Below are 22,067 nucleotides of genomic sequence, written 5' to 3' on the forward strand. Positions count from 1 at the left end.
TATCGTCCCGAGTGGGGCCGATGCACTAACCCCGGCTGGCCGAAATCCCCACGATCGTTTAGGTTAGGCTCACCTAATAACTTCGTTGGAGGATTCCGGGGATGACCGAGCCCTTTCGCATGTTCGACGTACGAGTGGACCGGCTCGAACGCCTCAGCCCGTCCTTCCTGCGCGTCACCTTCACCGGCGACGACCTGCACGAGTTCGCCGACAACGGCTTCGACCAGCGGGTGAAGCTCTTCCTCCCCGTTCCTGAGCACGGCATGACGTACCTGCCCAAGGGCCCCGACTGGTACCAGCGCTGGCGCGAGCTGGACCCCGGCAGGCGCAACGTGATGCGCACCTACACCGCCCGTACGGTCCGCCCGCGGGCCGGCGAGGTCGACGTGGACGTCGTCATGCACCCCGACGGCGGCCCCGCCGCCCGCTGGGCCGAACAGGTGCGGCCCGGCGACGTCGCCGCCCTCCTCGGCCCCAACGGCGTCCACGAGGGGCCGCACGGCGGCCTGGAGTTCCGGCCGCCTGCCGGCACCGGCTGCGTGCTCATCGCCGGCGACGAGACCGCCGTGCCCGCCATCTGCGCCATCCTCGAACGCATCCCCGCGCACCTGGCCGGCGAGGTGCTCATGGAGGTGCCCCTCGACGCCGACGTCCTGCCGATCACGGCGCCCGCCAACATCAAGGTCACCTGGCTCGCCAGGAACGGCGGCGAACGCGGCGCCGAACTCGTCCCCGCCGTCCGCGCCGCCGCCGCCCGCCTGCTCCCCCCGCTGTCCGCCACCCCCGACTCCTTCGAGGACGTGGACGTCGACACCGACGAACTATGGGAAGTCCCCCAGGACACCGCCGGCCACGACCCCCTGTACGCCTGGCTGGCCGGCGAAGCAGGCGTCATCAAAACCCTCCGCCGCCACCTGGTGGCCGAACGCGGCATGGACCGCCGAGCAGTCGCCTTCATGGGCTACTGGCGCCATGGCCGCGCCGAAAACACCGGCTGACCAGCCACCACCCCTCGACCACCCCCGCCAACCCCCCGGCACGGTCCACCGCCGAAGCCGGCAGCCACCGACCAACCGCCCACCCAACATGGCAACCGCCGATTTCAGCCCATCCTCCGGACCTGGCGATGACCGCCGCGGCCCCACCTACCGGGTCCGCGATCGCCTACCGGCGGTTCGGCCGCCGGACCCGGCGGGTCCCTGCCCGCGGCGTCGTCCACCGGGTCCGGTGAGTGACGCTGTCGGAAGGCGGGCGTCAGTGCGGCTCCGGGGAGCCTCCCTGCACGAGGTGGCGCTGGGCCGGGGTGGGCGGGTGGGCCCACGTCATGCCAGGGCCGTCGGAGGCGAGGAGGTTTCTGACCGCCTCGCGCAGCACGTCCTCGGCCGGCGCGTCCGGCCGTAGCTCGCGTACCTCGCGGGAGCGGTCCAGGACACGGGCCAGGTCCAGCATGAGCGTGTTCGGCCGGCCCGCGTCCGCCTCGGGCGCCGCTTCCTGGGCGGTGTGCAGGGGCTTGACGGGCGTCCCGTTGACGTGGGTCCTTCCGCCGGACCCGCTCTCGTCCGGCCCGCCGTCGGCCGAGCCCGTCTTCCCCGCCGGCAGCGCCGGAGCCGGAGCCGGCACGCGGATGTGCAGCGCCCCGATCCTCGTCTCCGCCGCCCAGAGACCCCGTCCCTCGACCCCGCTCACCGCCATACCGCTAAGCCCCTCGGCACCGCTCACTGCCGTTCCGTCCACATTCGCGGCGGCCACCACCGTTCCGCCCACGTTCGCGTCAGCCACCGCCGTGGCGCCCGCACCCGCGTCGGTCCCTGTCGCGCTCGCTTCGGCACCGGCCACCGCCCCGTCGGCCGCCGACCCGCCGGCACCGGCAACCGCCGCGTCAGCCGCCGTCGTGCTCACGCCGGAACCGGCCGCTGCCGCGTCGGCCGCGGTCGTATGGGCCACCATCTCCGTCACGACCTCGGCCACCGCTGCGGCGAGGCGGTCGGCGTTCATGCCGTCCAGGTCCGCCACGTCGTCGAGGTCGTCCGCTGGCAGGCCGCCGCGCAGGTGCAGGACGCCGGGGCGTTCGGTGGCCGTGAGCTCGTCCATCAGCTCCGCGACCGTGCCCTGCGGGTCGTGCAGCGCGGCGTCCCCGCGGGCAGCGAAGGCGTCGGCGAACAGGCGCAGGGAGACCGACCGCGGCGGCTCGTACGCCACCACCACCTCCAGCTCCCCGTCCACCCGGATCGGGCTGCCCGAGTCGTGGTACGCCCGCAGGCCCTCCACGAAGACAGCCTCCGTGTCAGGCGGCAGCAACCCGCCGAGAGGCGCCTCGAACCTGTCGCCGGCCGCACCCTCCACCGGATCCCGGCGGAACCACCAGACCACCGCACCAACCACGGCGGCGGCCAGCACTGTGACTGCGATGAACACGATGTCGTCCGCTTTCCCTCGTACTCGGCAAGCGGTAGCAGCGTAGTGTGATCAACCCCGACAAACCCGCAAATTCCCACAAATAACGATCAGGTCGCCGCGCACGCCATACGTCGCCCGGGATGACGTTTCTTCCACTTGGTAACCGGAATTGTTTTTCCGAGAATTTCTCCTGTCTACCCGGACGAGAACCGCCCCCTGGACCGCCCGCGACAGGCCTGCACACTCCACATCCCAAGCACTAAGTCGCTGTACGTGACGCCCGCCTCTGGTGCCAACGGCAAGGGCGGGCCCGCGCCACGTCAGAATGATCCCGGCCGTGTGACAACCAGGCGCTCAGCCGGCACACGCCCGTACACCTCGTCGATGTCCCGCCCCCGATGCGCCGCCTGCTCCGGATCACCGGCCCCGACCGTCACCTGGCCTGGTGACGGTCAAGGTGAACGTGCGCGCATCCCGTCGCACACCACGTCCGCCAGCCGGACCGCCCCGCCCCTGGCCCGCGCGCCGCGCTCGGCGACCAGGCAGCCCCGCAGCAGGTCGAGCGCGTCCCCCGCGCTGAGGTCGGCGCGCACCGCGCCCACCCGCTGCGCCCGCACCAGCAGCCGGCCCAGCGCGGCGGCGAAGTCGCCGGCCAGCGTGGAGCCCGGCCGCAGCGGCATCGCCGCGCCGCTGTCCAGCATGTCGCACAACGCCTGGTTGACCGACGCCTGCTCGACCACTCCAGCGAACCAGCCGAAGAACGCCCGCCCGGCGTCCTCGGCGGTGGCGAGCGCGCGGGCGTCGGCCACGAACCGCTCGATCCGCCCCAGCAGCACCGCCTCGAACAACGCCTCCTTGGTGGGGAAGTGCCGGTAGACGGTGCCGACCCCGAACCCGGCGCGCCGGGCGATCTCGTCGAAGGAGATGGTCAGGCCGTCACTGGCCAGCGCCTCCTGCGCGATCTGCAGGACCCGCTCCCTGTTGCGCCGGGCATCGGCCCGCAACGGCCTGGCAGCGCCGTGATCGTCGCCCAAGATCTCCACCTGCCTTCGGCCCACCGGCAGGCGGAAAGCGGGCCCGCGGCGACAAACGGAGAAAGCCCTCCGATTCTATCTAGGAGATTCCCCGACATACAGCCTCAAAAGCCCAGCAGAACCCCGAAAAGCCCGGCACTCGCCCAGATCGCCAGGACGGGTGAGACCCGAGTCACGGACCCCCCAAAGCCCGGCACCCGCCCCAGAATGTCAGGACGAGCGTGGCCTGGGTCACGGACCCCCGAAAAGCCCGGCACCCGCCCCGGAGTGTCGGGGCGGGTGCCGGACCGGCGAGCCGGGGGTCATGGAGACGCTCCCCCGCCGGACCGCGCGCCTACCCGCTTGAGCCGGATCCGCTCCTCCCGCGGAACCGGCTCGACCTCGATCACCCGCGCCCCCTCCGGCGCCTGCCGCAGGTCGTGCGTGATGAGCAGCGTGGTACGCCCGGCCATGAGCCGCCGCAGCGGCCGCATGACGTGGGCGGCGGTGGCGACGTCCAGCCCGGTGACGGGCTCGTCGAGCACGAGCACCGGCGTGTCGCGCAGGATGGCCCTGGCGATCGCGATGCGCTGCCGCTGCCCGCCGGACAATAGCCGGCCGCGCTGCCCGACCGGCGAGTCGTACCCCTGGGGCAGCAGCTTGGCGAAGTCGTGCACCCCGGCCACCTCGGCCGCCCTGATCACCTCGTCGAGCGAGGCGCCCGGCCGGCCATAGGCGATGTTGTCGCGTACCGAGCCGGAGAACAGCAGCGTCTCCTGGTGCAGGACCGTGATGTTCTCGCGCAGCGACTGCCGCGTCAGCCTCCGGACGTCGGTGCCGTCCAGCAGGATGCGGCCCGAGTCCGGGTCGTAGAACCGCAGCAGCAGCTTGGCCAGCGTGGACTTGCCCGCCCCGCTGGGCCCGGTGATCACGACGACCTCGCCGGGCTCGGCGGTGAACGACAGGTCACGCAGCACCGGCCGGCCCCGTCCCGGGTAGGTGAAGCTCACCCGGTCGAAGTCGATCCGGCCGCCGCACCGGCCCGCCGGGACCGCGTCGCCGGCGTCGCGCACGGCAGGCTCGGTACGCAGGATCTCGATCACCCGGTCCGACCCGGCCGCCGCCTCCGACACCGTCAGGGCCAGCTCACCCAGGCTCTGCACGGCCGGGTAGAGCAGGGCCAGGTACGCCGCGAACGACAGCAGCCCGCCGATCGTCAGCCGGCCCGCCGCGATCTCCCACGCGCCGAACCCGAGGATGGCGATCAGGCAGATCGTCTCGATGACCTGCACCGCCGGGTTGTAGAGCCCGGCCAGCCAGGCCTGCGACATGTTGGCCCGCAACCAGCCGCGCCCCTCGGCGTGCAGCCGGCGGGACTCCTCGCCCTGCCGGTTGTACGACTGCACGAGCGGCTGGTTGGCCAGCCCCTCCTCCAGGACGCTGTTCATCGCCCCGTTGCTGGCCCGCTCGCGCGCCGCCGCCGTCCTGAACCTCGAGGCGAACACCTTCGAGGTGATCAGGAACAGCGGGATCAGCGCCATCGTCAGCAGGGCCAGGTCCCATCGGATGAAGAACGCGGCCCCGGCGAAGAAGATGATCCCGGCCACCGTGGTGATGGCCTTGACCAGCCCGGACCCGACCAGTTCCTCGATGGCCTCCACGTCGTCCGTCATGCGCGCCATCAGGTCGCCCAGCCGCCGCTTCTCGGAGAAGTCGGGGGCGAGCGTCTGCACGTGCGCGTACACGCGGTCGCGCAGGGCCAGCAGGAACCGCTCGGCGCCCAGCGCGGTGGTGTAGGCCCCGCCGAAGGACAGCAGCCCGGCGAGCACGGCGAGCCCCAGCCAGACGGTGGCCGGCGACCAGAAGGCGTCGAGTTGGCGGGTCGTCAGCACCTCGTCGGTGATGTGCCCGAACAGGCGGATCGCGGCGACCTCGCAGAGCGCGGCCAGGATGGCGAAGGCCACGCCTGCCGCGAAGAGCCGCCGCAGACCGCGAGTGTCCGGCCAGAACTCGCGGAACGTCCGGCGAATGGTGATCGCCGGCGCGAGTTCACGGCCGGAGGCGTTAAAGGAGAGCCGGCGGCCAGGCCGCCGGCCCTCATCTGGGGGCTCTAGCACCCCCACCACCTGCGACGGGCGCACCAGCCCCACCTGCGCCAGCGACGCCGCCTACGGCATCCCCATCCTTGCTGGAAGCCGACCTGGGACAGTTGCGTGTTCGCCATGATTCCTCCCCCGTTGGCTGAACACTGACAAATCGGACGCTAGCACCCGAATTGCGATAAATCAGCAGATAATCGCTGATTTCAGGAAGGCTTGACTGGTAAAGCCCGAACAGAAAGGCCGTTCCGGCGAAGAAGTAAAGCCACCCGCCCACCGGTAAAAACGCAAAACGGCGGTCATGACAACACCAAAGGCGCCCCCGAAACCTCGTTTCGAGAGCGCCTTCGGCGGCAACGGCATCAGGTCAGCGACGAGTACGCCACCACACCCCGCCGCATCGCGTCCATCGCCTTCACCGACGTCTGCCGGATCTTGCTGCCCTCCGGCGCCGCGTTCCCCAGCTGACCCAGCAGGTCCATCAACTGCTTGACCCACCGCACGAAGTCACCCGCCGCCAGCTCGTTGCCGTTGACGCCCTCCATCAGGACCGCGTCCAGCGAATGCCCCTTCGTCCACCTGAACGCCGCCCACGCGAACCCCAGATCGGGCTCCCTGATCGTCGACAGCCCATGGTCGGACTCGATGCCCTCCAGCTCACCCCACAGCCGGATCATCGCCGACAACGCGTCCTGCGCCCGCCCCGCCGGGATCTTCGGCCGCCGCGTGTCGTCCGACGCCCGCGACTCGAACACCAGCGCCGACACGCACGCCGCCAGCTCCGCCGGATCGAGCTCCTCCCACAAACCGTTGCGCAGGCACTCGGCCGTCAGCAGATCCAGCTCGGTGTAGAGCCGCCCGAGCCGCCGCCCCTCATCGGTGACCGTCTCGTCGCGCAGGTAACCCAGCTGCTCGAGCACCGAGCAGATCCGGTCGAACGTCCGCGAGATCACATGCGAACGCCCCTCCACCCGCCGCCGCAGACCCTCCGTCTCACGCAGCAGCTTGTAGTAACGCTCGGCCCACCGCGCGTGGTCCTCCCGGTCGTCACACCCGTGGCACGGATGCTGCCTGATGCGCCGCCGCAGCTCGTTGACCTCGTCGTCCTCCACCGTGTGGTCACGCGCCCGCACCGGCTTGCCGAGATCACGGTCACCGATCTTCGCCATCAGCGTCGAGATCAGGTTCGCCCGCTCCTTCGGCGAGCGCCCGTTGAAGTTCTTCGGGATGCGCACCTTCTCCAGCGGCTCCACCGGCACCGGGAAGTCCGCCGGATCCAGCTTCTTCACCTGCTTGCCGATGGTCAGCACCAGCGGGCTCGGCCCGTGACCACGCGGATTACGGCCGGGATCCAGCACGATCGCCAGCCCGGCCCGCCGCCCGCCCGGCACCCTGATCACGTCACCCGGCTGCAACGCCTCCAGCGACCGCACCGCCGCCGCCCGCCGCGCCGCACCCCGCTGCCGCGACAGCTCCGCCTCACGATCGGACAGCCGCCGCCGCAGCGCCGCGTACTCGGGGAAGTCGCCCAGGTGGCACGTCATCGCCTCCTGGTAGCCCTCCAGCGCCTCCTCGTGCTTACGCAGCTGCTTGGCCAGCCCCACCACCGCACGATCGGCCTGGAACTGCGCGAACGACTCCTCCAGCAGCGCCCTGGCCCGCTCTCTGCCGAACTGCCCGACCAGGTTGACCGCCATGTTGTACGACGGCTGGAAACTCGACCGCAGCGGATACGTACGGGTGCCCGCCAGCCCCGCCACCGACAGCGGATCCATGCCCGGCTGCCACAGCACCACCGCATGACCCTCGACGTCGATGCCGCGCCGCCCCGCCCGCCCCGTCAGCTGGGTGTACTCCCCCGGCGTCAGATCCGCGTGCGTCTCACCGTTCCACTTGTCCAGCTTCTCGATCACCACGCTGCGGGCCGGCATGTTGATGCCCAGCGCCAGCGTCTCCGTCGCGAACACCGCCTTCACCAGGCCGCGGGTGAACAGCTCCTCCACGACCTCCTTGAACGCCGGCAGCATGCCCGCGTGATGCGCCGCCAGGCCCCGCTCGAGCCCGTCACGCCACTCCAGGTAACCCAGCACCGCCAGGTCCTCATCGGGCAGGTGCGCGGTGCGCTCGTCGACCAGCTGCCTGATCTCGTGCCGCTCCCGGTCGGTCGTCAGCCGGATGCCGGCCGACAGGCACTGCTGCACCGCCGCGTCACACCCCGCCCGCGAGAAGATGAACGTGATCGCCGGCAGCAGCCCCTCGCCGTCGAGCTTCTCGATCACCTGCACCCGGTCCGGCGGGCGCGGCCGCGAACGCGGCGCCCGGCCGTAACCCCGCCTGCCACGCCCCGCCGTCAGCCGCTCCGCATCACGCGTCACCCGCATCAACGTCGGGTTGATCCGCGGCGTCAGATCGTCGGTCATGAACAGGTCGTAGATGCGGTTGCCCACCATCATGTGCTGCCACAGCGGCACGGGACGGTGCTCGTCGACGATCACCGTCGTGTCGCCGCGCACCTCGCCCATCCACTCGCCGAACTCCTCGGCGTTGCTCACCGTCGCCGACAGCGCCACCAGCCGCACCGACTCCGGCAGGTGGATGATCACCTCTTCCCAGACCGCGCCCCGGAACCGGTCGGCGAGGTAGTGCACCTCGTCCATCACCGCGAACCCGAGCCCGGCCAGCGTCGCCGAGCCCGCATAGAGCATGTTGCGCAGCACCTCGGTCGTCATGACGACGATCGGCGCCTCGCCGTTGACGCTGTTGTCGCCCGTCAGCAGCCCGACCTTGGCCGTGCCGTAGCGCTTGACCAGGTCGTTGTACTTCTGGTTGGACAGCGCCTTGATGGGGGTGGTGTAGAAGCACTTGCGGCCCTGCTCCAAGGCCAGGTGGACGGCGAACTCGCCGACCACCGTCTTGCCCGACCCCGTGGGCGCCGCCACCAGGACACCGTCTCCGGCCTCCAGGGCCCGGCAGGCGTCGAGCTGGAAGTCGTCCAGCGCGAAGTCGTAGAGACCTCGGAACGATCTCAGCGCGGCCCCGTCGTCCCCGTGTTTCTGACGGAAGGCCGCATAGCGTTCCGCTGGCGTTGTCATAGTCGCCAGCCTACCGAAACCGCCATTCCGGTCCGTCCCGGCCGCCGTTCGCGGGGCTTCTGGCGGGCGGCACCGGCCCGGCGCCTTTACAATGTAGATTTCATACGATGACGCGTAACGCCCTCGGCCGGACCTCGCAGTGCAGCGGGGTCTCGCCGATGCGTTCGCCGTCGGCGTAGGCGACCACCTCGGGCGCCTCCACCCGCACGCTGCGCACCCGCCGCACCGACACGGCGGGATGCCGTACGTGGCTGCCCCGGTAGACGCTCGGGAAGACGCGGACGAACTCCCCCGTGGACAGCGCGTTCAGCAGCACGACGTCCAGGAGGCCGTCGTCGGGCCTGGCGTCGGGGCAGACCCGCATGCCGGCGCCGTACGACGTCGTGTTGGCCACCGCGACCAGCATCGCCTCCCGCTCGACCACGTCGGTCTCGTCGTAGGTGATGCGGAACGGGATCGGCTTGAACGCGCGCAGCTCCCGCGCGGTCGCCACCAGGTATCGGGCCATGCCGGGCGGCCAGGTGAGGCCGTTGGCGCGTTCGTTGACCCGCGAGTCGAAGCCGCAGCAGGCCACCCCGGCGAACAGCTCCTCGGACGTCCCGGCCCTGATGCGGGCGGCGTCCACCAGCCGGGTCTTCATGCGCAGCACGGCCCTGGCCGCGGCCAGCGGATCCTTGGCCGGCACGCCGAGCGCGGCGGCGATGTCGTCGCCGGTGCCCGCGGGGATGATGCCGAGCGGCACGTCGGTGCCGGCCACTGCCTGCACGGCCAGGTGGACCAGCCCGTCGCCGCCGAAGGCGACGAGCGCGTCGGGCCGCTCGGAGACGGCGGTGCAGGCGCGTTCGAGCGCGTCGGCGGAGTCGTCACCGACGATCACGGACAGCTCGGCCCCTCCGGCACGCAGCCGGCGCGCCACGGGCTCGAGCAGGCGCAGCGTACGCCCGCCGCGGGCGGCGGGGTTGACCAGGAGGGCGAGTTGCGGGGACACGCCCGGAACTTATCGCCTCCTGGGCTGCGGGGGAATGCCTCAGCGCTTGTCGGTGCCCGGCGGCTCCTCATCGGCGGGCCCAGCGGCAGGCCCAGCGGCAGGCCCAGTGGCAGGCCCAGTGGCAGGCGGCCCGGCAGGAGGTTCTGCCGCCGATGCGGCAGGCGCGGGCGTCCCGACCGGCGCGTCGTCCTCGGCCAGCGGGGAGGCCTCGTCATCGGACAGGTGGTCGAACTCGCTCCTGCCCGCCCCGCGCCTCTCGCGCAGGTAGATGACGCCCTCGGCGACGAAGTAGAGCAGGATCATCGGCATGGCGAGCGCCATCATCGTCAGCGGGTCGCCGCCCGGCGTGATCACCGCGCCGAAGACGAACATGATGAAGATGACGGTGCGCCGGTGCTTTTTGACCGTGGCGTGCGACAGGACACCGATGATGTTGAGGAACACCAGCAGCAGCGGCAGCTCGAACGAGATGCCGAAGATCACCAGCATGATGAGCACGTAGCCGAGGTACTCGTCGATCTGGATGGTCGCGACGGTGTCGCTCGGTGCGAAGCCCAGCAGGATCGCCAGGCTGGTGTCCATGATGAAGTAGGCGAGAGCGGCGCCGAGCAGGAACAGCGGGACCGCGATCCCGAGGAACGTGATCGAGTAGCGCTTCTCGTTGCGGTAGAGGGCGGGCGTGACGAACGCCCAGATCTGGTACAGCCAGACGGGTGAGGAGACGACGAGGCCGACGAGCGCCGAGACCTTCAGCGTCAGGAAGAACGACTGGAAGATGCCGCCGTAGGTGAGTGTGCACTGCCCTTCGCGCAGCTGCTGCGCCTGCGGGGTGTCACAGAACGGCTCTTTGATGTAGGCCCACACCGGATCGAAGAAGAACCAGCCCACGATGATGCCCACGATCACGGCGGCCAGCGCGATCAGCAGCCGGTTGCGCAGCTCGCGCAGGTGCTCCATGAGGGGCATGCGACCCTCGGGGTCGCGGACTTGCTCCGAATCGCTCGATCGTTTGAGCAGCGCCATCTAGCAGTCCTGGGTGAGGAGGAGGGGTGGGGTCAGGCGTGCTTGTCGGCCTGGGCGGCACTGGCGCGCAGCCTCGCGGCCTGCTCCTCCAGCTGGCGGGCCTGCTCCTCGGCGGACAGACCGGGCGCCGGGGCGGGCGGGGCCGCGGGGGTCGCCGGCAGCGGCTGCGGCTGCGCGGGCTGCGGCTGGGCCTGCGCCTGCGGCTGGACGGGCTGCGCGGTGTGCTGCACGTCGTCGTCGTCATCGCGCAGCTTCGCGGTCTCGGACTTGAAGATGCGCAGCGACCGGCCGATGCCGCGGGCCATGTCGGGCAGCTTCTTCGCACCGAACAGCAGCACCAGCGCCAAAAGAATGATCAGGAGTTCGGGCACTCCGAGGTTCGGCATGAAACGCCCTTTCTAGCGAGTTGCCTCTTTCAGCCACGATCGTACGCTGCCCGGGGCGTGGTCTCACCCCCCTGGCCGGTCAATCTGGCCCGCCGCGGCTCAAGCTGGGCCTGCGCCTCGGCCACTTCCCTTCTCAGAGTACGTGCCGCCGCCACGACGCGAGCACCGGCCACCGCCAGCACCGCCAGCCCGGCCACGCCGATCGCGACGGACAGGAAGATCCAGGTCATGACCGGTGAGCGTACAGGGCGAGCGCCCGCTCGGCCTCCTCGCGCACGCTCTCCGCCATCGCGGGCGGCGAGACGACCCTGCCGGTGTCGCCGAGGCGCAGCGCCAGTTTCAGGATCCAGTCCTCGTCGCGGGCCCGCAACGCGACCCGCAGCCGGCCCTCGCCCAGCTCGGTGACCTGCTCGCACGGGTAGTACTCGGCCACCCACCGCCCGGCGGCGCTCAGCTCCAGCTCGACCAGCTCGTCGGTGGGCGAGGGCCGGAACACGCCGTCGGTCACGTCGCGCGGCTCCGCCTCCGCGGGCGGGTCGGCGGGCACGTCCAGCACCTCGACGCCGAGCACCCGGTCGAGGCGGAACAGCCGCATCGCCTCGGCCCGGTAGCACCAGCCCTCCAGGTAGGCGCGGCCGTCCACGACCAGCACCCGCATCGGGTCGACCTCGCGCGGCGTCACCTCGTCGCGGCCCGGCACGTAGTAGCGCAGCGACAGCCTGCGCCCCTTGGTGAGCCCCTCACGCACGCGGGGCAGCGCGTCGGGCGCGGCGTCCACGTCGACGGCGACCTGGCTGCTGACGGTCGCGGCGCCCTCGCCCGCGGCCCGCTCCAGCTTGGCCGTCACGCGCGGCAGCGCGTCGGGCACCCCGCCCTCGGGCAGGGCCAGCTCGGGCCTGGCGGCCAGCGTGCGCAGCGCCACCAGCAGCGCGCTGGCCTCGTCGATGCCGAGCCGCAGCGGCCGCGCGATGGTCTCGGCGTTGTCGATGAGGATCTCGCCGCCGTCCCACGACACGTCGATGAGGTCGCCCGGAGTGTGGCCGGGCAGCCCGCACATCCACACGAGCTGCAGGTCGTCGATGAGCTGCTTCTCGCTCAGCCCGAACACCGCCGCCACCTCGCCGACCTGCGCCCCCGGGTGCGACATCAGGTAGGGCACCAGCGCAAGCAGCCGCGGCAGCCGATCGGCGGACCCGCTCATTCCCGTTCCCCCTCGTTCAGACGCCCGCTCACGCCAGCGCTCCCTTCAGGCGGCAGATGACGGCCTCGCGCGCGTCGGGCGGCCCGACGACCTCGACGTCGGAGCCCAGGCTGGCCATCCACCCGGCCAGCCGCTCTGCGTCGGAGAAGACCAGCTCGGCCTCGTCCCAGCCGTCGCCGCCCGCGCGTACGGACCTGGCCAGCCGCCGCAGCCCCTCGCACGTCCCCTGCCTGACCCGCACGACGGCCACCCGCTCGTGGCTCGGCTCGTCGGGGAAGGCCACCATGGCCCGCAGATCGACGTCGGCGGGCACCTCGACCACGCCGGGCCGGCCGACGGCGGTGACCTGCCCGGTGATCCTGCTGAGCCGGAAGGCGCGCGGCGCGTCCCTGTCGCGGTCGAACCCCGCGAGGTACCAGCGGCCGCGCCTGCTGACCACGCCCCACGGCTCGACGGTGCGGCCGCGCACGGTCTCGCTGCCCGACGCCCGGTAGTCGAAGCGGACCACGCGCCGGTCGCGCACGGCGTTCCACAGCGCGGGGAAGGCCGGGTCGCGGGTGTCGACGCGCAGCTCCAGCGCGCTGCCGCCCATCGAGCCGCCGACCGGCTGGTCGGTGGCGACGCCGCCGGCCCGCAGCTTCAGCAGCGCGCCCGAGGCGGCCTCGGCCAGGCTGGCACGCTGCCACACCTGCGCCGCCAGGCCCAGCACGGCCGCCTCGTCGGGCTCCAGTGTGATCTCCGGCAGCTCGTACGACTCCCGCTCGATGCGGTAGCCCGGCTCGTCCTCCCACGGGTCGCGCACCACGTCGATGGGGATGCCGATCTCGCGCAGCTCGTTCTTGTCACGCTCGAACATGCGCTGGAACGCCTCGTCGCCGTCGCGGTCGTAACCGGGGACGGCCTGGCGGATCTGTTCGGCCGACAGCGGGCGCCGGGTGGCGAGCAGGCAGATCACGAGATTGAGCAACCGCTCTGTCTTCCGGCGCGACATCTGCCTCACTCCTCCTTCATCGACGCTACCCTGCCCCCGTGATCAGATGGCGCAAGGGCGAGGTCCTACGGATCCGACGCGAGTGGCCGGGAGCGGTGGAGCTGGACGTCACCGTGCCCGAAGGTGAGTGCCGGGCGCTGGCCTACCCCCCGTTGGTGGGCCGCCCGGAACCCGGTGACGAGGTGCTGCTCAACACGACCGCACTCGCGATGGGTCTCGGTACGGGAGGTTACGCCATGGTGGTGGCCGTCCCGAACCGTTTGCCGGAAGATCCCTCCGGCCCCGGGCACCTGGTGAAGGCCAGGTACACGCCGCTGCAGGCCACGGTGCTGGGCGCGGACGAGCAGGATTCGCCGCATCACGACCTGTTGCGCGAGGCGGACTCCCTCGACGGCATGCCCGTGGTGGTGGCCGACCTGCACTCGGCGCTGGCCCCCATCCTGTGCGGTCTGTACGAGGCCCGGCAGGAGGTCCGGGTGGCGTACGTGATGCAGGACGGCGGGGCACTGCCGGCGTGGTTCTCGATGGCGGCCGCCCGGCTGCGCGAGATCGGCTGGCTGTCCGGGGTCGTGACGGTGGGGCAGGCGTTCGGCGGCGACGTCGAGGCGGTCACCGTGCACACCGGGCTGCTGGCGGCCCGCCACGTGCTGGAGGCCGACGTGGCGATCGTCGCGCAGGGCCCCGGCAACCTCGGCACCGGCACCCGGTGGGGCTTTTCGGGGGTGTCGGCGGGCGAGGCGGTCAACGCGGCGGGCGTGCTGCTCGGGCGGCCGGTGGCGGCGCTGCGGGTCAGCGAGGGCGACCTGCGCGAGCGCCACTACGGCGTCTCCCACCACTCGCTGACCGCCTACGGCAGGGTGGCGCTGTCGGCCGCCGACGTGCCGGTGCCGATGCTGCCGGGCGAGTTCGGGGAGCGGGTCAGGGACCAGGCGGAGCTGCTCGCCGTACGGCACCGGCTGGTCCCGGTGGAGGTGGACGGCCTGTACGAGGCGCTGCGCGAGTCGCCGGTGCGGCTGTCGACGATGGGCAGGAGCCTCGATGAGGATCTGCCCTACTTCCTGGCCTCGGCGGCGGCCGGCAGGCTGGCGGCCTCGCTGCTGGGGCGGCCCTCCGGCGTGTAGGCGTCCTTGAACGTGAACGCCTCGGGGCCGGGCCCGCCGGTCCTGAGGCGCTCCAGCCGTTCCATGCCCTCCGCGAGCGACGGGATCTCCCCGTCGGGCACCCACCACATCACCATGTACGGCTCCACCGCGCGCAGGAACCACTCCCTGCGCCGGCGCAGCACGCCCAGATGCGGGCTGCGGTAGACGTAGTCCCACAGCGACTCCGTCGACTCCCACACCGAGAAGTTGATCAGCAGCATGTCGCCGTAGTCGTGCACGACGGTGGCGGTGGGGTCGGTCTCACTCTCCTTGAGCCGCCAGACGAAGCCGGGGGCCGCGTCGGCGAGGGCGTTGATCGGTTCGAGCAGGGCGACGAACTCGGCGAGCTCGGCGCTGTCGATGGGCGCGCGCAGATGAGCGATGTTGAGCTGGGCGAGATGCATGGGCTCAGCTCACCATCGCAGGCGCTTCTATGTCAATATGCGTTTGTTTTAGAAGTGCGGGGATCACGGGAGGTCTTCATCCGGTCCTTCGGGTTCGAGAACGTCGAGCGACACGCAGCACTCGTCCGGGCGCGGGTCCAGCACCGCCCTGCCGGGATCGTCGCCCAGCCCCTCCAGCAGCCCCTGGCACAGCGCCAGGTTCATCGAGCACACCAGCAGCGGCTGCTCCCGCGCCAGCACGTGGAACGGGCAGTTGCGCAGCCGCAGCCGCCCGCCCTCCGCGTACGGCTCGTAACCCCGCTCGCGCAGCACCCGCTCCACCGGCTCGCCCCTGCGTCCGGCCCCCAGCCGCGCGCCCGCCTGCCTGGCCACCGCCTCGGTCTGCTCCTCGGCGCCCAGCCGGTCCACCACGTCCGCCAGCACCGAGGCCAGCGCCGCGTAGTCGCGCGGCGGCAGGCTCACTGACCGCTCGCCCCGCGCCCTGCGGTAGACCTTCGCCGGCCGGCCGCTGCCCGGGCCGCGCTTGTCCGGCCGGCGGAACCCGCTCTCCAGCAGCCCCGCCTCCACCAGCTTGTCGAGGTGGTGACCGGCCAGCGTCCTGGACACCCCCGCCGCCTCGGCCGCCTCACCGCGCCCCACGTCGCCGCCGCTGGAGGCGACCACGTCGTACAGGTTGCGGCGGACGGGGTCGTGCAACAGGGCCAGCGCGTCGAGATCGCCGCCCACGGGCTCGCTACTCACACGCGGAGTCTACGAAAGCCGCCGCTCCACCCGCTTCAGCACGCAGGAGCGGCCGACCTTGTACGCGCCCCCGCCGTACCGCTTCCAGCAGGCGCCCTTCTTGAGCACGCGGATGTCGATCCAGCCGGGAGCGCCGTGACTCCTGTGCACGGCCTTGGCGTTGCGCAGCAGTTCGGCGGCCACCTTGCGCGCCTGGGCCTTGGCCGAGGCGGAGGCGTTCACCCAGCTCACGCCGGCGTCGCCGCCGAACACGCAGGGCTTGACGCCCTTGCAGAACGGCGGGTTCGCGGTGGCGCCCGCCGCCGGCGCGAGGCCCAGCAGAACGGTTAACGCGGACACGATGACGACCAGTGAACGGATCATGCCGAACATCCTGCCTCAGTAGGCGGCGAGCAGATCCACGACGAAGACCAGCGTGTCGGAGCCCTCGATGCCCCACTCGGGGCGGCCGGCCGGGCCGTAGCCGTACGCGGGCGGCACCACCATCGCGACCCTGCTGCCCGCCGGCACGCCCGTCAGCGCCTTGTCCCAGCCCTTGATCACGCCGCCGTCGCCCAGCTTGAACGCCTTCGGCCCGCCGCCCGCCCAGGTCGCGTCGAAGACCCGGCCGCCCCGCCAGACGGCGCCCGCGTACTGGGTGACCACGAGCTGCCCCGCCCGCGCCGGAGGGCCGTCTCCCCTGCTCAGCACCCCGGCCGTGAACTCCTGCGGCGGCGCGCCGCGCGGCACCGTCAGGGACGGCCCGGGGCCGCCGCCGATCCGCACGCCCGCCAGCGTGCCCGCCCCCGCCCGCACCGTGGCGTCCTTGTGGTGGGCGCCGAGGATGTCCACGACGTAGAACAGCTCCTCCCCCGCCCGCACGCCGCGCGGCGGCGCCGCGCCGAAGGCGTACTCGGGCGGGATCGCCGCGGTCACCCTGCTGCCCACCCTGCGGCCCCGCAGCGCCCGCTCCAGCCCCGGCAGCAGCTCGCCCACCGGGAACGCGGCCGGCGTGCCCCGCGTGAAGCTGGAGTCGACCAGGCGGTTGGCGGCGCCGTCCCACACGTGCGCGGTGTACTGCACGATCGCCACGTCACCGGCCGTCAGCGGCTCGCCGCCGCCCTTCGTCGGCTCGTCCACCCGCAGGCCCGCCCCGGGCTTCGCGGCGGGGAAGACGATCGTCGGCCGCGCCCCGAACGCGCCGCCCACCTTCAGCTCCTCAGCGGCCCCGCCCGTGCACCCGACGGCCAGCGGCAACACGACCGCCACGGCCGCCACAGCCCGCGGCACGGCCCGTACGGCCCCGTCGTGAGCCCCGGCCCGCGGCGACGGCTCCCGGGTGGCGGCACGGCGCATCGGCCCTCCCACACGCGAAACGGCCCGGTGGCGCCATGCCACCGGGCCTCGCGATGCTACCGGGCCGCCGGTCGGCGGACCGGCGGTTCGCTAAAGACGCATCAGTAGGCGCCCAGGACGTCCACCACGAACACCAGCGTGCTGTTGGCCGGGATGCCCTGCTGCTCCTGGCTGCCGTAGCCCATCTCCGGCGGGACGCTCATCACGACCCGGCTGCCGACCGGCACGTCCACCAGGCCCTTCTGCCACCCCTGGATCACCTGGCCGAGCGGGAACTCGGCCGGCTCGCCCCGCTCCCAGCTGGAGTCGAACTGCTTGTCGCTGCCCCAGATCTTGCCCGTGTAGTGCACCGACAGCGTCTGGTTCGCGGTCACCTTCTCGCCGGTGCCGGTGATCAGCGTCTTGACGACGAGGTCCTTCGGCGCCTTCTCCTTGGTCTTCGTGGTCAGCGTCGGCGCCTTCTCGCCACCGGGGTTGACCACCTCGACGCCCTTGATCGACTCCTTCGTCTCCGTGCCGGTGGCCGCCTTCAGCGGCGCCGGCCGGGTGCCGACCACGTCGAACACGAACACCTTCGTCGGCTCCGCGGGAGCCGCCTGCTGCTGCCCCTGCACCGCGTCGTTGGCCAGCACGGCCAGCAGCCGGCCGCCGCCCTTGACCTTGGTGAAGCCCTCCTGCAGCACCTGCGGCAGCTGCTCGTTGACGGCGATCGTCTCCGGCGCCTTCGTGTCGTAGGACGAGCCCTGGACCTTGTTGTCCTTGCCGTCCCAGTTGAAGACGGTCAGGTTCACGATCACGCGGTCGCCCGCCTTGACGCCCGTGCCGTCGCCGGGCTGGATCACCTCGTACGACGACGTGGTCGCGGGCGTGCCGGACGGGAACGTCACCGTGGGCTTCGCCCCCACGTTCCCGGCGACCTTGACGCCGGACGACCCGCCGGTGGAGGCGGTCGTGCCGGAACCGTCGTCGGAGCCGCACGCGGCGGCGAACAAGATCAATGGCACGGCGGCCAGTACGGCCAGAGCGCGGCGCATGGATTTCCCTCGGAAGAGACGTCAGATTCGCGTCACACTACCCGACATCGGAGTAGGGCCGAGGTAAACGGCACCCCAGGCCCTGCCCCGGAACCGCGCCGCGTTTCCGGGGCGCGTCTCCGGGGCGGGGCGCCAGCCGGTCACATGCCGGCGATCAGCTTGTCGACCCGCTCGTCCACACTCCTGAACGGGTCCTTGCACAGCACCGTGCGCTGCGCCTGGTCGTTGAGCTTGAGATGCACCCAGTCGACGGTGAAGTCGCGCCGCTTCTCCTGCGCCTTGCGGATGAACTCGCCCCGCAGCCGCGCCCTGGTCGTCTGCGGCGGCACCGACTTCGCCTCGAAGATCTTCAGATCGGACGCCACCCGCTCCACCGAGCCGCGCTTCTGCAGCAGGTAGAACAGGCCGCGCTTACGGTGCACGTCGTGATAGGCCAGGTCGAGCTGGGCCACCCGCGGCGACGACAGCGGCAGGTCGTACTTGCGGCGGTAACGCTCGATCAGCTGGTATTTCGTCACCCAGTCGATCTCCCGCGACACCAGGTCGAGATTGCCCGTGTCGACCGCGGTCAGCGTGCGCTCCCACAGCTCCAGCACCCGGTGGGCGATCGCGTCGCCGCCGCGGCGGTCGACGAAGTCCTTCGCCTTCGACAGGTATTCCTGCTGGATCTCCAGGCTCGACGCCTCACGCCCGTTGGCCAGCCGCACCCGCCGCCGGCCCGTCATGTCGTGAGAGACCTCGCGGATCGCCCTGATCGGGTTCTCCAGCGACAGGTCGCGCATCACCGTGCCCGACTCGATCATGCGCAGCACCAGGTCGGTCGCGCCGACCTTCAGCAGCATGGTCGTCTCGCTCATGTTGGAGTCGCCCACGATGACGTGCAGGCGGCGGAACCGCTCGGCGTCGGCGTGCGGCTCGTCCCGCGTGTTGATGATCGGACGGGACCGCGTCGTCGCGCTGGAGACGCCCTCCCATATGTGCTCGGCCCGCTGGGAGACGCAGTAGACGGCGCCGCGCGGCGTCTGCAGCACCTTGCCCGCGCCGCACACGATCTGCCGCGTCACCAGGAACGGGATCAGCACGTCGGCCAGCCGGCCGAACTCGCCGTGCCGGCCCACCAGGTAGTTCTCGTGGCAGCCGTAGGAGTTGCCGGCCGAGTCGGTGTTGTTCTTGAACAGATAGATGTCACCGGCGATGCCCTCTTCGCGCAGCCGCTTCTCGGCATCCACCAGCAGGCCCTCGAGGATGCGCTCCCCGGCCTTGTCATGGGTGACGAGCTCGATGACGTTGTCACACTCGGGTGTTGCGTACTCAGGATGGCTGCCCACGTCGAGATAGAGACGTGCGCCGTTGCGGAGGAAGACGTTGCTCGATCGGCCCCAGGACACGACCCGCCGGAACAGGTAGCGCGCGACCTCGTCGGGGGACAGCCTGCGCTGGCCCCTGAACGTGCAGGTCACGCCGTACTCGTTCTCCAGCCCGAAGATGCGACGATCCATCACCTCACACTATGCCCACGGATCGGCGAGCGGGAGAGATCTTCGCACGTGTTTTCCGGTCCGGGTCCCGCGAGACGCGTTTTTCGTCCCCCGCGCCCGCCCCCACGGGGCGCGGGTCGTCCACGACGTACGTCAGGGGGTGAAGATCTCCTGAACCTTGACGATCTGCCCCTTGTAGACGGTGATGAGCGAAGGCCGCGGCGTCTTCCCGTGCCGCTTGATCAGCGTCGCCCTGGAGCACCGCTTGACGCCCAGGCTGCTGTTACGGCTGACCGTCAGCTCCGCCTGGGAGGCCTTGCAGCCCAGCGCCGACAGGTAGACGACGTCCTTGGCGACGCGCGAGGCGTACGCCATCGCGTCGCCCTCGGGCGGGCCCACGAAGTAGCCCTCGGTGTGCTTGCTCTTCTTCCACTTGACCGGCACGTACTCGGCCACGCCGCCCCGCACCGCGACGATCTGGCCGCGCAGGATCCCGTTGCGGCGGGAGTGGATGCCCTTGGTGAAGTCGTGCTTCGGGTCGGGCTGGAACGAGGTGCCGAAGGTGTTCGGCGCCTTGAACTTCGGAATCGCGGGTGCCGCCTGTGCCGGCGCACCGGAGGCCAGCAGCACGGCCGCGGCGGCTCCGGCCACCAGCAGGCCACGTAGTGGAGTTGTCACGGCTCTTAAGATCCACGAGCGGCCCGGCAAGTTCGGACGTATCACAGTGAAACAGGTCACACTCCCCCGGGCCCTCACGTCCGCGCCTGGGAGCCCTCCCACCCCGCCCGGCAACCCCAGATGCCCCACCCGTGCCCAAACCCCGCAGCGGGCCCCTCACGGCCCGCCCGGGGGCCACCTGAAGCGCCGGGGCAGCCGGACACGTGAGGGTGCTCGACGATGGTGCCGCAGCCGGGCCCGCCGGCGGGAGCCTCACCGTCGGTGCACACGACAGTGGGGCCGCCGGATCGGCGACCCCACCAGAAGGCGTCAGGAACTACAGCGGCGACGAACCGTCGTCCACCGGACCCTCGGGACCCGTGGGCGGCGGCGTGGACGGCTTGTCGCCGGACGACGGCGCGCTCGGCCCGGCGGACTCACCCGAAGGCTCACCCGAAGACTCACCTGAGGACCCGCCCGAGGGCTCCGCCGCATCGGCCGGCGGGGTCGAGGTCTGCGCGAGCAGCCGCTCCAGCCGCGCCCCGGTCAGCCGCAGGAACTTGCGGTGCTCACGGTTACGGTCGAGCACCGCCACCTCGAGCTGACCCACCGGCGGCCGCTCACCGCCCGGCTCGGTCAGCGCGGTCAGCGCCACCTCCAGCGCGTCGGCCAGCGTCATCGACTCGCGGTAACGCTCCTTCAGCCGGGACGCCACCGCCTCGGCCTGCCCGCCCATCGCCGCGAAACCGTGCTCGTCGAACACCGAGCCGTCGAAGGTCAGGCGATAGATCGCGTCGCCGTCCTTCGTCTCGCCCACCTCGGCCACCACGACCTCGACCTCGAGCGACTTGATCGACTCGGTGAAGATGCGGCCCAGGTTGGAGGCGTAGAGGTTGGCCAGGCCGCGCCCGGTCACGTCGGAACGGTCATAGGTGTAACCGTTGATGTCGGCGTAACGGATGCCGCCGAGCCGCAGCTCCTCGAACTCGTTGTAGCGCCCCACGGCCGCGAACCCGATGCGGTCGTAGATCTCGCTGATCTTGTGCAGCGCCCTCGACGGGTTGGGCGCCACGAACAAAATGCCGTCGACATATTGGAGCACGACCACGGAACGGCCCCGCGCGATGCCCTTGCGCGCGTAGTCGGCCTTGTCCCGCATGATCTGCTCGGGGGACGCATATCCGAATGGCATGGACACAGTGGTGATCCTTTGCTTAGCGCAGCGGGGCGATGGGACCGTCGGGCGAGATCAGGCGGGCGTCGAGCATCTGCTGGACGTAAGCGCTCACCTCGTCGTCCGACAGACGGCGGAAGCCGTCGGCGTCGATCACGGCCACGACCGGCCAGATCTTCCTCGTCACGTCGGGCCCACCGGTCGCCGAGTCGTCGTCGGCGGCGTCGTAGAGCGCCTGGATCAGCGTCATCACCATGTCGTCGGCCGTCGAGCCGTCGCGATAGAGCTTCTTCAGCGACCCGCGCGCGAAGATCGAGCCGGAGCCGATCGCGTCGAACCGCTCCCGCTCGTAAGGCCCGCCCGCCACGTCGTAGCTGAAGATGCGGCCCTCGTCCTTGTCGGGGTCGTAGGCGGCGAACAGCGGCACCACCACCAGCCCCTGCATCGCCATCGCCAGGTTGCCCCTGATCATCGTGGCGAGCCTGTTGGCCTTGCCCTGGACCGACATCGTGCGGCCCTCGAGCTTCTCGTAGTGCTCCAGCTCCACGCGGTAGAGGCGGGCGAACTCAAGACCCGTGCTGGCCGTGCCCGCGATGCCCATGCACGAATAGTCATCGGCGCGGAACACCTTCTGCACGTCACGCTGCGAGATGATGTTGCCGGACGTGGCCCGCCGGTCGCCCGCCATGACCACGCCACCGGCGAAGGTGGCGGCCACGATCGTGGTCGCGTGCGGAACCTGGTCGCCGATCGGGGTGGCCAGCATCTCGTCGCGCCGTGGCAGCAACTCGGGCGCGTACGAGCTGACGAACTCCGTGAACGAGGAACTCCCGGTGTTCTGGAAAAGCTGATTCACCAAGCCGACGGGCAGATCCCTGTGCGATGCCACGCGACTCCCTCCAAACGTTCAGT

21 protein-coding genes are annotated in these 22,067 nt (G+C 71.3%); 2 read left to right on the forward strand and 19 right to left on the reverse strand.

Going from position 1 to position 22,067, the window contains the following annotated elements; all coding sequences use genetic code 11:
* The first annotated feature begins 101 nt into the window (after positions 1–101).
* Positions 102–998: a siderophore-interacting protein gene (locus tag ACFFR3_RS30300; RefSeq protein ID WP_379484244.1), complete on the forward strand. Its 897-nt coding sequence runs from the start codon at positions 102–104 to the stop codon at positions 996–998.
* A 256-nt stretch (positions 999–1,254) separates the two neighbouring features.
* Here the strand turns inward: ACFFR3_RS30300 and ACFFR3_RS30305 are convergent, their stop codons facing one another.
* The 10 genes from ACFFR3_RS30305 to ACFFR3_RS30350 form a co-directional block, all read right to left on the reverse strand.
* Positions 1,255–2,415, reverse strand: a complete 1,161-nt coding sequence (locus ACFFR3_RS30305) for a hypothetical protein (RefSeq protein WP_345385826.1) — start codon at positions 2,413–2,415, stop codon at positions 1,255–1,257.
* 434 nt (positions 2,416–2,849) lie between these two features.
* The gene (locus ACFFR3_RS30310; protein ID WP_345385828.1) at positions 2,850–3,431 is read right to left on the reverse strand and encodes a TetR/AcrR family transcriptional regulator; all 582 of its coding nucleotides are present in this window, start codon (positions 3,429–3,431) and stop codon (positions 2,850–2,852) included.
* Positions 3,432–3,733: 302 nt separating this feature from the next.
* On the reverse strand, positions 3,734–5,374 hold the full coding sequence (locus ACFFR3_RS30315) for an ABC transporter ATP-binding protein (protein WP_379484245.1): 1,641 nt from the start codon (positions 5,372–5,374) through the stop codon (positions 3,734–3,736).
* 497 nt (positions 5,375–5,871) lie between these two features.
* Positions 5,872–8,601: a DEAD/DEAH box helicase gene (locus tag ACFFR3_RS30320; RefSeq protein ID WP_364378339.1), complete on the reverse strand. Its 2,730-nt coding sequence runs from the start codon at positions 8,599–8,601 to the stop codon at positions 5,872–5,874.
* Between the two features lie 100 nt (positions 8,602–8,701).
* The gene (locus ACFFR3_RS30325; protein WP_345385832.1) at positions 8,702–9,589 is read right to left on the reverse strand and encodes a diacylglycerol/lipid kinase family protein; all 888 of its coding nucleotides are present in this window, start codon (positions 9,587–9,589) and stop codon (positions 8,702–8,704) included.
* A gap of 39 nt (positions 9,590–9,628) precedes the next feature.
* Complete coding sequence (tatC, locus tag ACFFR3_RS30330) at positions 9,629–10,546, reverse strand: twin-arginine translocase subunit TatC (RefSeq protein ID WP_379484246.1); 918 nt, start codon at positions 10,544–10,546, stop codon at positions 9,629–9,631.
* Between the two features lie 98 nt (positions 10,547–10,644).
* Positions 10,645–10,998, reverse strand: a complete 354-nt coding sequence (gene tatA, locus ACFFR3_RS30335) for a Sec-independent protein translocase subunit TatA (RefSeq protein ID WP_345385838.1) — start codon at positions 10,996–10,998, stop codon at positions 10,645–10,647.
* 29 nt (positions 10,999–11,027) lie between these two features.
* On the reverse strand, positions 11,028–11,228 hold the full coding sequence (locus tag ACFFR3_RS30340) for a hypothetical protein (RefSeq protein WP_355428185.1): 201 nt from the start codon (positions 11,226–11,228) through the stop codon (positions 11,028–11,030).
* Positions 11,225–12,199: a helix-turn-helix transcriptional regulator gene (locus ACFFR3_RS30345; RefSeq protein WP_364378332.1), complete on the reverse strand. Its 975-nt coding sequence runs from the start codon at positions 12,197–12,199 to the stop codon at positions 11,225–11,227. Before ACFFR3_RS30345 ends, ACFFR3_RS30340 begins: the two co-directional genes overlap by 4 nt.
* A gap of 28 nt (positions 12,200–12,227) precedes the next feature.
* Positions 12,228–13,190, reverse strand: coding sequence for a helix-turn-helix transcriptional regulator (locus ACFFR3_RS30350; protein ID WP_345385842.1), 963 nt, complete (start codon positions 13,188–13,190; stop codon positions 12,228–12,230).
* Between the two features lie 38 nt (positions 13,191–13,228).
* On the opposite strand from ACFFR3_RS30350, the gene ACFFR3_RS30355 reads away from it, so the two are divergent.
* On the forward strand, positions 13,229–14,311 hold the full coding sequence (locus ACFFR3_RS30355; protein ID WP_379484247.1) for a DUF3866 family protein: 1,083 nt from the start codon (positions 13,229–13,231) through the stop codon (positions 14,309–14,311).
* On the opposite strand, the gene ACFFR3_RS30360 is transcribed toward ACFFR3_RS30355, so the two are convergent.
* The 9 genes from ACFFR3_RS30360 to prcB form a co-directional block, all read right to left on the reverse strand.
* Positions 14,242–14,736, reverse strand: coding sequence for a DUF3291 domain-containing protein (locus tag ACFFR3_RS30360; protein ID WP_379484248.1), 495 nt, complete (start codon positions 14,734–14,736; stop codon positions 14,242–14,244). The two genes, ACFFR3_RS30355 and ACFFR3_RS30360, sit on opposite strands and share 70 nt — an antisense overlap.
* Positions 14,737–14,799: 63 nt before the next feature.
* Positions 14,800–15,477: a helix-turn-helix transcriptional regulator gene (locus tag ACFFR3_RS30365; RefSeq protein ID WP_379484249.1), complete on the reverse strand. Its 678-nt coding sequence runs from the start codon at positions 15,475–15,477 to the stop codon at positions 14,800–14,802.
* A 9-nt stretch (positions 15,478–15,486) separates the two neighbouring features.
* Positions 15,487–15,840, reverse strand: coding sequence for a hypothetical protein (locus ACFFR3_RS30370; protein WP_379484250.1), 354 nt, complete (start codon positions 15,838–15,840; stop codon positions 15,487–15,489).
* Between the two features lie 15 nt (positions 15,841–15,855).
* The gene (locus tag ACFFR3_RS30375) at positions 15,856–16,812 is read right to left on the reverse strand and encodes an FKBP-type peptidyl-prolyl cis-trans isomerase (protein ID WP_345385850.1); all 957 of its coding nucleotides are present in this window, start codon (positions 16,810–16,812) and stop codon (positions 15,856–15,858) included.
* A 101-nt stretch (positions 16,813–16,913) separates the two neighbouring features.
* Entirely contained in the window at positions 16,914–17,846 is a 933-nt protein-coding gene (locus ACFFR3_RS30380; RefSeq protein WP_379484251.1) for an FKBP-type peptidyl-prolyl cis-trans isomerase, read from the reverse strand.
* Positions 17,847–17,986: 140 nt separating this feature from the next.
* On the reverse strand, positions 17,987–19,345 hold the full coding sequence (pafA, locus tag ACFFR3_RS30385) for a Pup--protein ligase (RefSeq protein WP_355428161.1): 1,359 nt from the start codon (positions 19,343–19,345) through the stop codon (positions 17,987–17,989).
* A 132-nt stretch (positions 19,346–19,477) separates the two neighbouring features.
* Complete coding sequence (locus tag ACFFR3_RS30390) at positions 19,478–20,002, reverse strand: hypothetical protein (protein ID WP_345385856.1); 525 nt, start codon at positions 20,000–20,002, stop codon at positions 19,478–19,480.
* A 316-nt stretch (positions 20,003–20,318) separates the two neighbouring features.
* Positions 20,319–21,173 carry a proteasome subunit alpha gene (gene prcA, locus ACFFR3_RS30395; protein ID WP_345385858.1) on the reverse strand — a complete coding sequence of 285 codons (855 nt, stop codon included), beginning with the start codon at positions 21,171–21,173 and terminating at the stop codon, positions 20,319–20,321.
* A gap of 22 nt (positions 21,174–21,195) precedes the next feature.
* Positions 21,196–22,044 (reverse strand): proteasome subunit beta, encoded by an 849-nt coding sequence (gene prcB / locus ACFFR3_RS30400; RefSeq protein WP_364378316.1) that lies wholly within the window; start codon positions 22,042–22,044, stop codon positions 21,196–21,198.
* Positions 22,045–22,067: the final 23 nt, after the last annotated feature.

Source organism: Nonomuraea salmonea, from assembly GCF_042428605.1.
Lineage (GTDB): Bacteria > Actinomycetota > Actinomycetes > Streptosporangiales > Streptosporangiaceae > Nonomuraea > Nonomuraea salmonea.

What these genes read in the sequence shown, in the direction of transcription:
- ACFFR3_RS30300 (WP_379484244.1), top strand. Translation starts at nt 102, where the DNA reads ATGACCGAGCCCTTTCGCATGTTCGACGTACGAGTGGACCGGCTCGAA.
- ACFFR3_RS30320 (WP_364378339.1), bottom strand. Translation starts at nt 8,601, where the DNA reads ATGACAACGCCAGCGGAACGCTATGCGGCCTTCCGTCAGAAACACGGG.
- tatC (WP_379484246.1), bottom strand. Translation starts at nt 10,546, where the DNA reads ATGGAGCACCTGCGCGAGCTGCGCAACCGGCTGCTGATCGCGCTGGCC.
- tatA (WP_345385838.1), bottom strand. Translation starts at nt 10,998, where the DNA reads ATGCCGAACCTCGGAGTGCCCGAACTCCTGATCATTCTTTTGGCGCTG.
- ACFFR3_RS30340 (WP_355428185.1), bottom strand. Translation starts at nt 11,228, where the DNA reads ATGACCTGGATCTTCCTGTCCGTCGCGATCGGCGTGGCCGGGCTGGCG.
- ACFFR3_RS30345 (WP_364378332.1), bottom strand. Translation starts at nt 12,199, where the DNA reads ATGAGCGGGTCCGCCGATCGGCTGCCGCGGCTGCTTGCGCTGGTGCCC.
- ACFFR3_RS30350 (WP_345385842.1), bottom strand. Translation starts at nt 13,190, where the DNA reads ATGTCGCGCCGGAAGACAGAGCGGTTGCTCAATCTCGTGATCTGCCTG.
- ACFFR3_RS30360 (WP_379484248.1), bottom strand. Translation starts at nt 14,736, where the DNA reads ATGCATCTCGCCCAGCTCAACATCGCTCATCTGCGCGCGCCCATCGAC.
- ACFFR3_RS30370 (WP_379484250.1), bottom strand. Translation starts at nt 15,840, where the DNA reads ATGATCCGTTCACTGGTCGTCATCGTGTCCGCGTTAACCGTTCTGCTG.
- ACFFR3_RS30375 (WP_345385850.1), bottom strand. Translation starts at nt 16,812, where the DNA reads ATGCGCCGTGCCGCCACCCGGGAGCCGTCGCCGCGGGCCGGGGCTCAC.
- ACFFR3_RS30380 (WP_379484251.1), bottom strand. Translation starts at nt 17,846, where the DNA reads ATGCGCCGCGCTCTGGCCGTACTGGCCGCCGTGCCATTGATCTTGTTC.
- pafA (WP_355428161.1), bottom strand. Translation starts at nt 19,345, where the DNA reads ATGGATCGTCGCATCTTCGGGCTGGAGAACGAGTACGGCGTGACCTGC.
- prcA (WP_345385858.1), bottom strand. Translation starts at nt 21,173, where the DNA reads ATGCCATTCGGATATGCGTCCCCCGAGCAGATCATGCGGGACAAGGCC.